At 44.8% G+C, this 13,003-nt stretch carries 13 protein-coding genes; 9 read left to right on the forward strand and 4 right to left on the reverse strand.

The window, feature by feature from the left end:
- Positions 1 to 3 precede the first annotated feature (3 nt).
- The 9 genes from LCM20_RS07555 (at position 4) to LCM20_RS07595 (ending at position 8,889) form a co-directional block, all read left to right on the forward strand.
- Positions 4 to 435 carry a GNAT family N-acetyltransferase gene (locus LCM20_RS07555; RefSeq protein WP_225194831.1) on the forward strand — a complete coding sequence of 144 codons (432 nt, stop codon included), beginning with the start codon at positions 4 to 6 and terminating at the stop codon, positions 433 to 435.
- Positions 436 to 646: 211 nt separating this feature from the next.
- The gene (locus LCM20_RS07560; protein WP_225195031.1) at positions 647 to 1,852 is read left to right on the forward strand and encodes a Bcr/CflA family efflux MFS transporter; all 1,206 of its coding nucleotides are present in this window, start codon (positions 647 to 649) and stop codon (positions 1,850 to 1,852) included.
- Between the two features lie 117 nt (positions 1,853 to 1,969).
- Complete coding sequence (locus LCM20_RS07565) at positions 1,970 to 2,677, forward strand: HAD family hydrolase (protein WP_225194832.1); 708 nt, start codon at positions 1,970 to 1,972, stop codon at positions 2,675 to 2,677.
- Between the two features lie 42 nt (positions 2,678 to 2,719).
- On the forward strand, positions 2,720 to 3,469 hold the full coding sequence (locus tag LCM20_RS07570) for an SDR family NAD(P)-dependent oxidoreductase (protein WP_225194833.1): 750 nt from the start codon (positions 2,720 to 2,722) through the stop codon (positions 3,467 to 3,469).
- Positions 3,470 to 3,595: 126 nt separating this feature from the next.
- Positions 3,596 to 4,447, forward strand: coding sequence for a DegV family protein (locus LCM20_RS07575; RefSeq protein WP_225194834.1), 852 nt, complete (start codon positions 3,596 to 3,598; stop codon positions 4,445 to 4,447).
- Positions 4,448 to 4,657: 210 nt separating this feature from the next.
- Positions 4,658 to 5,050, forward strand: coding sequence for an ArsR/SmtB family transcription factor (locus LCM20_RS07580; RefSeq protein ID WP_225194835.1), 393 nt, complete (start codon positions 4,658 to 4,660; stop codon positions 5,048 to 5,050).
- Positions 5,047 to 7,533, forward strand: a complete 2,487-nt coding sequence (locus LCM20_RS07585) for a heavy metal translocating P-type ATPase (protein ID WP_225194836.1) — start codon at positions 5,047 to 5,049, stop codon at positions 7,531 to 7,533. Before LCM20_RS07580 ends, LCM20_RS07585 begins: the two co-directional genes overlap by 4 nt.
- 123 nt (positions 7,534 to 7,656) lie before the next feature.
- On the forward strand, positions 7,657 to 7,977 hold the full coding sequence (locus tag LCM20_RS07590; protein ID WP_225194837.1) for a hypothetical protein: 321 nt from the start codon (positions 7,657 to 7,659) through the stop codon (positions 7,975 to 7,977).
- A gap of 129 nt (positions 7,978 to 8,106) precedes the next feature.
- Positions 8,107 to 8,889 carry a glycosyltransferase family 2 protein gene (locus tag LCM20_RS07595; RefSeq protein ID WP_225194838.1) on the forward strand — a complete coding sequence of 261 codons (783 nt, stop codon included), beginning with the start codon at positions 8,107 to 8,109 and terminating at the stop codon, positions 8,887 to 8,889.
- A 104-nt stretch (positions 8,890 to 8,993) separates the two neighbouring features.
- On the opposite strand, the gene LCM20_RS07600 is transcribed toward LCM20_RS07595, so the two are convergent.
- From LCM20_RS07600 to LCM20_RS07615, 4 genes are all read right to left on the reverse strand, one after another.
- The gene (locus tag LCM20_RS07600; RefSeq protein WP_225194839.1) at positions 8,994 to 9,722 is read right to left on the reverse strand and encodes a GT-D fold domain-containing glycosyltransferase; all 729 of its coding nucleotides are present in this window, start codon (positions 9,720 to 9,722) and stop codon (positions 8,994 to 8,996) included.
- An 85-nt stretch (positions 9,723 to 9,807) separates the two neighbouring features.
- The gene (locus tag LCM20_RS07605; protein WP_225194840.1) at positions 9,808 to 10,713 is read right to left on the reverse strand and encodes an NAD-dependent epimerase/dehydratase family protein; all 906 of its coding nucleotides are present in this window, start codon (positions 10,711 to 10,713) and stop codon (positions 9,808 to 9,810) included.
- Positions 10,710 to 11,696: an NAD-dependent epimerase/dehydratase family protein gene (locus LCM20_RS07610; RefSeq protein ID WP_225194841.1), complete on the reverse strand. Its 987-nt coding sequence runs from the start codon at positions 11,694 to 11,696 to the stop codon at positions 10,710 to 10,712. The genes LCM20_RS07605 and LCM20_RS07610 overlap by 4 nt, the downstream gene beginning before the upstream one ends.
- Positions 11,693 to 12,994: a nucleotide sugar dehydrogenase gene (locus LCM20_RS07615; protein ID WP_225194842.1), complete on the reverse strand. Its 1,302-nt coding sequence runs from the start codon at positions 12,992 to 12,994 to the stop codon at positions 11,693 to 11,695. Before LCM20_RS07615 ends, LCM20_RS07610 begins: the two co-directional genes overlap by 4 nt.
- Positions 12,995 to 13,003 lie beyond the last annotated feature (9 nt).

The raw sequence follows: 13,003 nt of genomic DNA on the forward strand, positions 1-13,003 counted from the left end.
GATGTGATTCGTCCTTTTGTAAACAGCGATCTACCTTATGTGCTCGATATTTTCGAAGCGGCATCCAAAGTAGGGCATCCCTTTGTATCCCGGGCGTTTTTGGATGAAGAATTAGAAAATCTCAAAACGAAATATATCAATCAAAGCGAAACGTGGATTTACACATACCGTGATCGACCTGTCGGGTTTATCAGTTTACTTGGAAATGAAATCGGAGGGTTATTCGTAAATCCGGAATTCCATTCTCAAGGGATGGGGACGAAATTGGTCGAGTTTGCTTATGAGAATAGAAGTGAATTAGTCGTAGATGTCTTCGAAGAGAACCATTTGGGGAGAAGGTTTTATGAGAAACATGGCTTCTCCTTCTTGAAGAGTTACAAACATGATAATGGGTTTACACTCCTGCGTCTTGTGAAAAATAATGAATCCTATTGAGTGAAAAAAAGTGTCTGACCTCCATTATTGTGATTGATGAGAGGCAGGCACTTTTTTGAATGGAAGATAGATGAATCTGGATATAGAAGGATTATCATTTTTGTACGAACGACACCTTCCGCAATGATCGAAATGCTAAAGGGTAGACTTCCAGAACAAATGCAGATAAAATCATAGTTTAACAGCCAGAAAAAGAAGAAGGTGTTTGATCATTTTACATAATCCAACAGGAAAAGAAAGAATCGGTCTTGCGTTTCTGCTCGGAATGCTCGGGATTCTCGGACCGCTGAACATTGATATGTACCTTCCCAGCTTTCCAGGAATCGCGTCTGATTTGGAGACGAGTGCGTCGCTTGTCCAGCTCAGCTTGACGACGTGTCTGATTGGGCTTGCGGTCGGGCAGATTGTCGTCGGACCGATCAGTGATTCTCAAGGGAGGAAGAAGCCGTTGATTGTCTTCCTTTCCCTCTTCGCGGTGGCGTCGTTTCTTTGTGCGCTTGCGCCGAATATTTATGTGCTCGTCATCGCTCGTTTTATTCAAGGATTCACGGCTTCTGCCGGGGTGGTCCTATCCCGAGCGGTCGTTCGTGATGTGTTTACGGGAAGAGAGTTGACGAAGTTCTTCGCTTTATTAATGGTGATCAATGCGACGGCTCCGATGGTTGCGCCGATTACGGGTGGAGCGATTCTGCTTTTACCATTCGCCACATGGGAGACGATTTTCCTTTTTCTAAGTATAGCGGGGTTAGCGATTGTGCTGACCGTGGCAGGGAAGTTGCCGGAGTCGCTTCCTATAGAAAAAAGGATGCCGAGCTCAGTGAAGGAGTCGATCTTGACGATTGGCCGCTTGATGAAAGACCGGTCCTTCATTGGGTATGCTTTGACGATTGGTTTTGTCCATGGCGGGAGTTTCGCTTATGTCTCGGGGACACCGTTCGTGTATCAAGGGATTTACGACGTGTCTCCACAAGCGTTCAGCTTCTTGTTCGGAGTGAACGGTCTCGCGATCATTACAGGGAGCTTCTTAGTCGGACGTCTTGGAGGCATTTTTCACGAAAGAAGTTTGCTTCGGACGGCGGTACTGGTTGCGGTTAGTGCAACAGGTTTCCTTTTAATCATGACTATAATCGAAGGGCCGCTGTATTCGATTGTTGTGCCGATCTTCATCTACATGACGGCGATGGGAATGGTGCTGACGAGTACGTTCACTCTTGCGATGGAGCATCAGGGGCACAGAGCTGGGAGTGCCAGTGCGGTGCTTGGCATGCTGCCTCTGTTGTTTGGTGCGATGGTCTCGCCGCTTGTCGGTCTTGATGAAACGACGGCTGTGCCGATGGGAGCCATCCTGTTTGTAACGGCATCGATCGGAGCGACTTTATTCTTCACGTTGACGAAGAAAACAACGAGCTATGCATAACTTGAAATTGAATGGGAAGCCCTGCTGGTCCTTTTGGACGGAGCGGGGCTTTTCTTCATTGAAGAAAGCTGCAATCTGTTACGATAATGGTAGGAGTAGAGAACGAGGAGGATGACAATGACACACATCATATTGGATGTAGACGATACACTCTATAATCAGTTGACACCTTTTGAAAAAGCATACCGGGAGCTGTTCAATCATCTGGATGTGCCGGTCGATCAATTGTTTGTGAAAAGCCGGTATTACAGCGAAGAGGTTTTTGACTTAGTCAGCAATGGCGAGATGGACAAGCACGAGATGCATATATACAGGATCAGCAAAGCCTTCGCTTATTTTGATATTGAAATCTTGCGGGAAGAAGCGGAGCGTTTTCAAGCGTTATATGCTCAGAATCAAAAGGAAATCGAATTGGATCCTGAAATGGTAGAACTGTTGAATGAAGCTGAATCCCACGGGTTGAAAATCGGGGTCATCACCAATGGTCCTGGAGAGCACCAAGCGAACAAAGTGGAGCAACTGCAAATCAAAAACTGGGTGGATGAGAATCATATTTTCATCTCTGGAAAATTAGGTATCGCCAAGCCGAGCACGGAAATCTTCCGGATTGTAGAGAGGGAGATGGGGATTGCCCCAGAGAACGCCTACTACATCGGAGACTCATATGGACATGATATTGTAGGGGCAAAAAAAGCTGGATGGAATGCGGTGTGGATAAATAGAAGAAAGCATGAGATTCCATCGGATGCGGAACATCGTCCGGATTATATAATCGATGGGGAAGAGAGCCCTGTGTCTGTGTTAAGAAGAATTCTAAAGAAGTAATTCGTCATGAATCATATTTAATAAAGGTAAAGGAGAGAAAGTATGCCTGATTTAACGAATAAAGTAATCCTGATCACAGGAGCAAACCGCGGGCAGGGTAAGGCGATGGCCGAGCACCTTGCTACGCTTGGTGCAATGGTCGTGGTTGGTGCACGGAATGTAGAAAGCGCGAAAGAGATAGCGGCTGAAATTGGGGGAGGTCATGCGTATCCGGTGCAGCTGGACGTAACGAAATCATCTGATTGGGAAGCGGCTGTGAACGAGGTCGTAGACAAGTTCGGTGCGATTGATGTACTTGTGAACAATGCCGGTGTCCTGATCCGGAAACCGTTCGATGACCTTTCGATTGATGAATATCAGCAGATGATTGAAGTGAATCAGCTGGGTGTTTTTCGCGGCATGAAGGCCGTCACACCTCAGATGGAGAAGCAGAAGAAAGGGTCCATCATCAACAATTTATCGATCTCATCATTTGCTCCGATTGCAAACTCCTCTGCGTATGCCGCGACGAAAGCGTCGGTTGTTGCGATGTCTAAATCAGCAGCGATTGAGCTAGGACAGAAAGGGATTCGGGTCAACATGATCCACCCTGGTGGAGTTGAGACGGAAATGGCTACACAAGGTCAAGGGGTTCCGTCCTTTTATGATTCAGTTCCTCTAGGTCGGATCGGGCAGCCGGTTGAGATTGCCAAGGTAGCCGCCTTTCTTGCGTCTGATGAGAGCTCGTACTGCACAGGCACAGAAATTGTGGTAGACGGCGGTATGACATTAGGTGTAAATGAAGGAGAATAGAGGGGGCTCTATTTTTCTAAGATGACAGAGACCTTGTCCAGGGTTTCTGTCTTTTTTTATCGTGTATAATGAAAGCAGCACGTTATCGTAAGCGCGAGTCTCCAATCCAACCAAGGGGGAAACAGAATGCGAAGGATCATCTTAACGACCGAGAGCGGGGCCGATCTGCCACAGGACTTGGCTGCAAAGTACGATGTCCGAGTGGTTCCCATGCACATTATTATGGATGGAAACGATTATTTGGACGGTCATCTGCCCGTTCAGGATATTTACGATTATTACGAACGCACGAAGAAAATACCCACGACCACCTCCACCAATGCTCATGAATACCAAGCGTTTTTCACTTCCATTCGAGACGAATTTCCAGATTGCATCATTGTACACATCGGCTATACATCAAAGGCGTCATCGTCGTTCCAGAACGCCGTGATTGCCTCACAAGAATTTGAGGATCTATTTCTCATTGACGCGTTGAACGTCACAGGAGGATTAGCCGCCATAGTCTGTTACGCCGCCGAAGTTTTAGAAAAAGAACCGGGCATTGAACCCGAACGTTTGGTTGAAAAAATAGAGGCCGTCGTACCTAAATCGAGACTCGCTTTCATCCCAGGTAGTCTGGAGTTTTTGAAAGCGGGCGGTCGGGTGAGCAACATGGCGTCTTTGATCGGGACACTTTTGAAAATAAAGCCGTGCATCGAGTTGAAGGATGGAAAGCTTGTGTCGACCAAGAAATACCGAGGGAAAATGCAGAAGGCTACTGAGAAACTTGTGAGGGATTACCTCGAGGAATTCAACATTGATCGCAAGCAGCTTTATTTTATCTACTCGATCGGACTGGATGAAAGCATCAAGGAGCGGATGGATGAGCTAGCTGAAGAGAATGGTTTCGAGAATGTCAGGTGGATTCAGGCAGGTGGTATGATCTCGACTCATTCCGGAGCAGGTGGTTTCGGGGTGGCAGGATTAGAGCATTAAAAGATGGAAAGGCTGCTTATGGTCGCAGCCTTTCCATCTTTTTTTGGTTTAGCATTTCTTTTATAATTTAAAATCCTGATTTCAACTTCATCAATTAGAAGTCGAAATCAGGCCTTTTTATATTCAAACAATTATTTGAATGAAACCATTGACCTTCTTCGTTAAGCGTCATACACTATATTCAAACGACTATTTGAATGAGGTGTGGATATGTCTAATAAAGTAGAGAAGAAGCTTTCGAAAGATACATGTGATACGTTTTGTTACGATGAAGAACTGGTGGAGCGGGTCCAGCCGCAGATGGACCGGGTAGAAGGTGTGGAGCTGGTGTTCAAGGCACTTTCAGATGCGACAAGAGTGAAGGTTGCCTACGCCCTGACGTTAGAAGATGAGCTTTGTGTATGCGATGTGGCGAACATCATCGGTTCGACTACGGCTACTGCTTCTCATCATTTGCGGCTGCTACGGAATATGAAACTGGCAAAGTTTCGAAAGGAAGGGAAGTTGGTCTTCTATTCCCTTGCGGATGATTATGTCCATCAATTGATATCAACGGCTCTTCTGCATACACAAGCAACGGTTGGTCAGGGTGTTGCTGAATGAAGGATCAAGAGTTGAAGGAGAGTTGTTGCTCCAGCGATTTACAAGCTGATAAGCAAGAGTCAACCTGTTGTTCAAACGAAGGGGACAATCAAACGCTTAAATCTTCCTGCTGTTCTTCTGGGTCCCACGCAGACAGTAAACGATCGGAGGAAACAGTCTCCAGCAATCCTGATTCAACCGCTACGCTTAGAGAGTATAAGGTCACCGGGATGGATTGTCCTTCCTGCGCTCTGACAATAGAGAAGTCGCTTGGAAATAGAGAGGGGATTGAATCCGTTCAAGTCCATTATGGAACAGCTAAGATGGTGGTAGGGGCAGAGAGTGCTGCCATTCATGATGCGGTCCCGAAGCAGGTTAGAAAGCTTGGTTTTGAGGCGGAGTCGATGAGTCCTTCCAGCGATCTCGAAACATATCGGATTCAAGGAATGGACTGTGGGTCCTGTGCAGCGACGATTGAGAAGCATCTGAGCAAGCACCCTGATGTAAGAGAAGTCCGGGTTCATTTTTCAACTGGGAAGATGCAGATCGGTCATGCGACGAATTCCAAAGAGGTGATCAAGGAAGTTGAAAAAGCAGGCTTCGAAGCGGCACTAGAGAATGACGAAGAAGCGGTTCGGAAAACGGGAGCGCATCCACTCCGTTCAACGACGACCCTTTCAGGTATTTTTCTTGCGCTGGGATTCTTAAGTTCCTTCTTGCCCATTCCATCCTATGTGGCGGTTGTGTCCTATGCTCTTACGATTGGAATAGGTGGATGGAAGCCTGCCAGAAGTGCTTTTTATGCGGTGAAAAGCAAGTCACTGGATATGAACGTGTTGATGGCTTCTGCCGCACTTGGCGCTGCTCTCATTGGTGAATGGTTTGAGGGGGCCATGGTTGTCTGGCTCTTTGCCCTTGGTAATTCCCTGCAGAATAGATCGATTGAAAGAACAAGAGACTCGATACGAAGTCTGATTAACCTTACGCCTAAAGAGGCTACGATTAAGGAAAACGATAGACAGGTTCGAAAAGCAGTGGAAGCGGTCAATGTGAATGAGATCATGATCATCAAACCAGGGGAGAAAATCCCATTAGACGGTGAAGTGATAAGTGGCTCATCCAGTGTGAACCAGGCTCCGATTACAGGAGAGTCTATGCCAGTCGACAAACAGACGGGCAACATCGTCTATGCAGGAACCGTTAATGAAAGTGGTTCGTTGGAAGTCGTCGTCACAAAGTTAGTTGAAGATACGACCATCTCCAAGATTATTCACCTCGTGGAAGAGGCTCAAGAACAGAAAGCTCCGACACAGGCTTTCGTCGATCGTTTCGCCAATGTGTACACTCCGATTGTTTTTGCTTTGGCACTGCTTGTAATGGTTGTTCCCCCGTTATTTGGTTTCGGTTCCTGGGGAGAATGGTTATATAAAGGGCTCGCCTTGCTGGTGGTTGCTTGTCCATGTGCACTGGTAATCTCCACACCTGTCGCCATCGTGTCTGCGATTGGGAATGCGGCGAAAAATGGTGTGTTAATAAAGGGAGGAACGTTCTTAGAGAAAGCGGGACTGATTGAAGCGGTTGCTTTTGACAAAACCGGTACGTTAACGGAAGGTAAGCCGAAAGTGACGCATGTCGTAACCGAAACTCACAATGAAGAGACATTGATTTCCATTGCACGGACCATTGAGGAACATTCCACACACCCCATTGCGCAAGCAGTGACCACCTATGCCGAAGAACGAGGCATTGTTGCTCAAAAGGGGACTCATTTTGGCGCCATACCGGGTGAAGGTGCCGAAGCGACCATTGATGGTGTCCTATATAGGGCAGGTAAGCCGAAGCTTTTTGATCGGATGGGGGTACCGATTGATCACCTTTCAGAGCAAATCGCATCTCTTAAACAAAGTGGACATACGATTATTCTCATTGGTACAGATCGAGAAGTGATGGGTCTCCTAGCTGTTTCGGATACGATCCGTGACATAACCGTTCAATCCATTCAATCGTTGAAAGAGGTTGGACTCCGGGAAATGGTCATGCTGACGGGCGATAATGAAGGAACCGCCAAAAAGATTTCTTCTGAAGCGGGTGTTGACCGATATTTTGCTGAATTGCTGCCTGAAGATAAAGTGGAGGCTGTAAAGACCTTGCAAAGAGAAGGGAAACAAGTAGCCATGGTCGGAGATGGAATCAATGACGCCCCAGCTCTGGCGACGGCCGACTTAGGTATCGCAATGGGAGGTGCAGGAACGGACACAGCGATGGAAACGGCGGATGTTGTTCTGATGGCTGATAACTTAGAGAAGCTTCCTCACACGATTCGTTTAAGTAGAAAAGCCTTAGCCATCATCAAGCAGAACGTCTGGTTTTCTCTGCTCACCAAACTTGCTGCTCTCCTACTGATCTTTCCAGGGTTCCTTACGCTTTGGATGGCTGTCATTAGTGACACAGGAGCGGCGCTGCTGGTCATCTTGAACAGTATGAGGTTATTGAAAATAAAATAGTAAGATTAAAAACATCCGAATCGCTTAATTGATTCGGTGTTTTTTTCTTTCAGTCCCGTGAAAAGCCTGAAACCCTTGATGGTTCAAGGGATTTGTACGGTGTATTGCCCACCCTTTCAACTCATGGATGAATATAATAATAGAAACGATTATGTGCGAGAGGGAGGGGTAGGCTTGGAATGCTCAAAAAACAATGGTGAATCTTGCATTTGTAGAATTCTTCAAAAATTTGCGGTAGGAAAAGAAGTCATGGTTAGAACAAATTCTGGAGATGCTTTCGAAGGAGAAGTGGTTTGTGTAACCAAAGATGGTTGTTTGGTTCTTCTTGAACCTGAAGTGATGACTCCATATATAGAAAAAAGGGTTGTATTTGTACGATGTGATGCAATTGAAAGTGTCTCTGTAGATGCTGATCACCCACATGATCTCCCCGATTCATGTTAGGGGGGATTTGGTTTTGGGGCGAATTAATAGGATTTATTACTTTACCCCAAGACCTTTTTGGCATAACAGCTGATCTGACTTCGTATGGATAACAGTAGTTACCGAATGGATAAACGAAGGAGTGTATATATGTCAGGAAAGGTTACGGTCGTCATTCCCTTTTACAATCCTGGGAAGTATATTATCACAGCTATTGAGAGTGTGTTCGATCAGACGTATGAGGAATGGAAGATGCTATTAGTAAATGATGCTTCCACGGACAACAGCTTATCATTTATAACCCCTTACTTAGGTGATCCAAGAGTCCGATTGATAAATAACAGCGTAAATATTGGCCAGTCCAAGTCATTAAATGTCGGGCTGAATCATGTCGAAACGGAATTCATGATTCAGCTCGATGCGGATGACTGGTTTTACCCACACACTCTTGAGACGATGGTTCGTGAGGCGAAGGCTTTACCAGAAGACTATGCGGTGGTCAGCGGGAATATAACGATTTACTTTGAGGATAGTAAAGGTGATGTCCACAAAAAAAGAACCAAGAAGGGGAGAGGCTTTAAAGATAAATATGACTATATGCTCTCCAACATGTCAGTATGGCCGAGGTTCTACAGGGTATCGGCACTGAGGAAAGTTGGAGGGTGGCCTACGGATGATCCCTTCGAAGGTCGTTTTAATGAAGATAAAAGAGTCCTATTCTATCTAATTGAACATTTTAGATTTTATTGGATTGATAAAGCGTTATACTGTCATCGTCTTCATGGCAGTAATCAAACGAACGATGAAGCTTCCTATAGAATCATTACTCGCTGGACGGTTGAGGATGCATTGAAAAGATGGGGAGATCATTATGAAGCTGAGTTTGAAGAAGAGAATGGCTGGATATTCGTTCGTTCATTGAAAACTAAATAGTCGAAACTAAAAAATGGCCTGCCTTATCGTTTATAGATAGGCAGGCTTTTAAACGTGGCGAAAATTTAGTTTTACAAAATAAACCATTTAAATCTTGTTAGAGGTTATATATCCTCATAGAAGTTTTGAACTAACTTTTCGAAATCAAATGCTTCTCCATCGATTATTTTATCCAGTGCATGACCGAAGTCGAGGACAACATTATGGGTTGCATTTGCAATCCGTTCAGCTATTATCGTCGCGGGGATCCCTGCAGCCATAATGGCCAGGTCCCATTCATCTTTTTTATCTATAAGACTTTTTTCGAGGTGATTGGCTTGTGGCAGTCCTTCGAGGTTATAAGTTTCAGCTACTTTGACGCCTTGGTTCTCAAAAGATGTAATGGCTTCTTTCGCTCTTCTTCCTACTAAGGCGACACGCAAGGGTTTGAGCATAGACCAAAAATCGGGATTCTCCGCCATCTTATGAGTAATAAAGGGGGAGCATACATTGGAGGGGACATAGTTTATTTTTGACAACAATTGTTTGGTTTCCCTATGACTTGCTTCATCCTCGTGGTGGCTGTATAGCCCTGCTAGGTGAGTGTTTTGTAAAGAGTCTATGATTTGTTTGCCAATCTCAACTGGGTCTCCGATTGCTCCGTTGTAGTTTTGGTAGTAATCCAAGCCTCTGCCGGATGCTGTTGGTGAAGGCCATAAAGAGTAGTAAATCTCGGCGTGACCGTATCTTGCTAGAGAAAAAGGGTGTCGGTGTAAGAGAGCATCTTCTATCATAGCCAGCACTTCACTTAAATCTAAATGTCGGTGTTCGTATTCATACGTTTTATCATCCATTCATCAATCCTCCCATCATAGGTTATTCAAATCATGGTTATCCTGAGGAACCGTTAGATGTCGTGTTCCTTTGAATGAACTGGTTTCAGTGAGTGTTGATTGTTTCGATCAATCCTTCTTCCAACGTGTGTGTGGGCGTCCAACCTAATCTATTTAAAGCTTTAGTAGAATCCAGCCTACTGTACATAATGTCTCCAGCTCTTGATGGTTTGTATTGAGGAGAATGCGTACTACCATGAAGTGTTTGGAGGTGGTGGAACAACTCATTGATGCTGGTTTTGGTGTCATTTCCGATGTTTAATATTTCATTGTTAGCTTTTTGGAGTGCCATGACATTGGCATTTGCTACGTCTTTAACGTAAACAAAGTCCCTCGTCTGCCTGCCATCTCCATAAATCGTAACAGGCTCGTCGTTTCTCATTTTTTCCAAGAAAATAGAGATGACGCCTCCCTCGCCTTTGGGGGTTTGTCTTGGCCCATAGACATTTGCATAACGCAAGATTGTAAACGGCAATCCACACTGATTGTGAAACAAGCGAATGTAGACCTCTGGTGTATATTTGGACATACCATAGTAAGATAAAGGGTTTATAGAAAAGCCTTCCTTGATGCTACAATCACCTGCATCGCCGTAAACGGCACACGAGGAGGCGTAAACGATCTTTTTGATTCCATAATCTCTACACAATTGAAGCAAGCGGATTGTACCCAGAATATTCGTCCTGGCATCTCCGGTGGGGTCCTCCATCGAGGTAGCTACATCCACTTGTGCCGCTTGGTGAATTACATAGTTCGGCCTTTCCTTTTTGAAAATGTCCTCTAGAGAGTCGTCGTTTAGATCTGCTTGGTAAAACGAAACGTCCTCCGGTATAAAGGATCGGTGCCCGGAACTGAGGTTGTCGACGACAACCGTTTCGATCCCTTCGTTCACAAGATTATCTACAATGTGAGACCCTATAAATCCTGCACCTCCTGTCACGAGTACCTTCATGGACGTTCATTCTTTTCAGAGATGTTATTTCTGTACCAATCGATGGTTTGCTTCAGGCCAGTTTCTAAATTCAAAGACGGGGAGTAGTTCAAAAGCTCTTTCGCTCTGGTGATATCAGGGATGCGTTTCTCCATATCCTCGAAACCTTTTCCGTAAGCCTCTTCATAAGATATGTGTGTGATCAGTGAGGTAGAGTTGCTGATTCTTTTAATCATAGTAGCTAATTCATTAATCGTAGTGACTTCGTCCTTACCTAAATTGATAATTTCCCCGTTTGCTTTTGAGTCCAGGCAGGAAATGGTTCCATCTACAATATCGTTCACATGGGTGAAACAGCGCGCCTGATCTCCGGTGCCATAAACGGGGATCGGTTCCCCTTTCAATGCAGCTTCTATAAATTTTGGAACCACCTGTCCGTACTGCGTGCCATTTTGTCTTGGTCCATAGGCATTGAAATAGCGGATGACAGTGATGGGCAGTCCCATTTTTTCATAGGCAAAACACAAGTGTTCATCCAGGGCTTTAGCAGTGGCGTAACACCATCTGTGAGTTTTCGTGGATCCTAAAACTCTGTTGGATTCGTGTTCTTGGAAAGGAAGTTCTGTGTTTTTTCCATATACTTCTGAGGTGGAGGCAAATATGACTTTGATTTTCTTTTGGTAGGCAAGTTCGAGAACGTTACGAGTCGAGTCAATATTTCCTTCAATGACCTTCAAGGGATTATCCACCGTATTTTTAACACCAAGCACTGCTGCCAGGTGGAAGACGGCTTCACATCCGTCCAGAACCTTCCCTAATAAAGCCTGATCCAAAACGGAACCTTTCACAAATGTTAAGTGAGGATGCGCAGCTACATCTTTTAGATAATTCACACGCCCCGTAGACAAATCATCCAATGCAATCACTTGGTGACCTTGATTAAGAAGCCTTTCCGTAAGGTGAGATCCAATAAAACCAGCAGCGCCTGTTACTAGAATTTTCACGACCCACCACCACCAAGACGAATGATGCGAGCTTTTCCGGTCATGTCTTTTGTCATGTTCTTAGTATCATAGACTAGGCTTGAAGAATCTAGAATCCTCTGAATCGGCAAGTTTGAATGATCAGTCAACAGAACCACGCAGTCCGTTCGCTTTAAATTTTCTTCTGAAAGTTCTACACTGTTTATCCACTTATTCTCTACTTTGAGCTTGGGCACTAAAGGGTCATGGTATGTCACATCTATGCCTTTCTTCATTAAAGAATCTATTATCGTCAGGGAAGGTGCCTCTCTTATATCATCTAAGTCTTTCTTATATGCGACACCGACGAGTAAGACACGAGGGTTTTCAGTTTCGTCCAGTGCTTTCTGTATTTGGGCTACGGCGTAGTCTGCAGATAATCGATTGATGCGGTCGGCAAGGTTGATGAATTCGCTATCGCTACCAACTTGCTGAGCTTTCCAATTGAGGTAGAGAGGGTCGACTGGAATACAGTGTCCTCCTGCTCCGATGCCTGGATAGAAAGGGGTGAAGCCATATGGTTTCGTGTTGGCTGCTTCAATGGTTTCCCAAATATCGATGTGCAAGTGATCAGCTACTCTAGCCAGTTCATTGATAAAAGCGATATTGATAAGCCTGAAACTGTTCTCAAGCAATTTTGTGAACTCTGCAGCTTTTGGTGAAGAAACCGCTACGACGTGGTCAAATATAAGGCTATATAATTGAATGATTTTCTCCTTACAGGCTTCAGAAACTCCACTGACAACTTTAGGGACCTTTTCAATCTCGGTGAATTGTTTGTTCCCTGGGTCTATTCTTTCTGGTGAGTAGGCTAAGAAAAAGTCCTCACCTACCTTTAACTTACTCTTCTTTTCTAAATGAGGTTGAAGCACTTCCTCTGTTGTTCCTGGATAAGTGGAACTCTCTAAGATGACCAATTGTCCTTTTCGCAAGTGAGAGGAAAGGCTTGAAGCGACACTCTGTAGATAGCTGAGGTCAGGCGTGTGATAGTCGGTTAGAGGAGTAGGTACGCAGATGATGATGACATCAGCACTAGTTAGATCGGTGTACTTAGAAGTCGGTTTGAATATACCTCTTTCAATATTCAATTTGATTTCTTCATCTTGTATATCTGGTAAATAACTCTTTTTGTTCTTCAATTGAGTGATTCTATCTTCGTTTATATCCAGCCCTATAACGTCTATATTTCTTTTGGAAAAAAGCATGGCCAGAGGTAACCCGACATATCCAAGTCCTACTACGGCTACAACAGGTGTGTGTTGACTTGGCTTTTCATTCATAATTAATCT

The sequence above is a fragment of the Halobacillus litoralis genome (assembly GCF_020171725.1).
Lineage (GTDB): Bacteria > Bacillota > Bacilli > Bacillales > Halobacillaceae > Halobacillus > Halobacillus litoralis_F.

Coding starts and splice junctions, on each gene's coding strand:
- LCM20_RS07580 (WP_225194835.1), top strand. CDS start 4,658: ATGTCTAATAAAGTAGAGAAGAAGCTTTCGAAAGATACATGTGATACG.
- LCM20_RS07615 (WP_225194842.1), bottom strand. CDS start 12,994: ATGAATGAAAAGCCAAGTCAACACACACCTGTTGTAGCCGTAGTAGGA.
- LCM20_RS07595 (WP_225194838.1), top strand. CDS start 8,107: ATGTCAGGAAAGGTTACGGTCGTCATTCCCTTTTACAATCCTGGGAAG.
- LCM20_RS07600 (WP_225194839.1), bottom strand. CDS start 9,722: ATGGATGATAAAACGTATGAATACGAACACCGACATTTAGATTTAAGT.
- LCM20_RS07565 (WP_225194832.1), top strand. CDS start 1,970: ATGACACACATCATATTGGATGTAGACGATACACTCTATAATCAGTTG.
- LCM20_RS07575 (WP_225194834.1), top strand. CDS start 3,596: ATGCGAAGGATCATCTTAACGACCGAGAGCGGGGCCGATCTGCCACAG.
- LCM20_RS07585 (WP_225194836.1), top strand. CDS start 5,047: ATGAAGGATCAAGAGTTGAAGGAGAGTTGTTGCTCCAGCGATTTACAA.
- LCM20_RS07605 (WP_225194840.1), bottom strand. CDS start 10,713: ATGAAGGTACTCGTGACAGGAGGTGCAGGATTTATAGGGTCTCACATT.
- LCM20_RS07570 (WP_225194833.1), top strand. CDS start 2,720: ATGCCTGATTTAACGAATAAAGTAATCCTGATCACAGGAGCAAACCGC.
- LCM20_RS07590 (WP_225194837.1), top strand. CDS start 7,657: ATGGATGAATATAATAATAGAAACGATTATGTGCGAGAGGGAGGGGTA.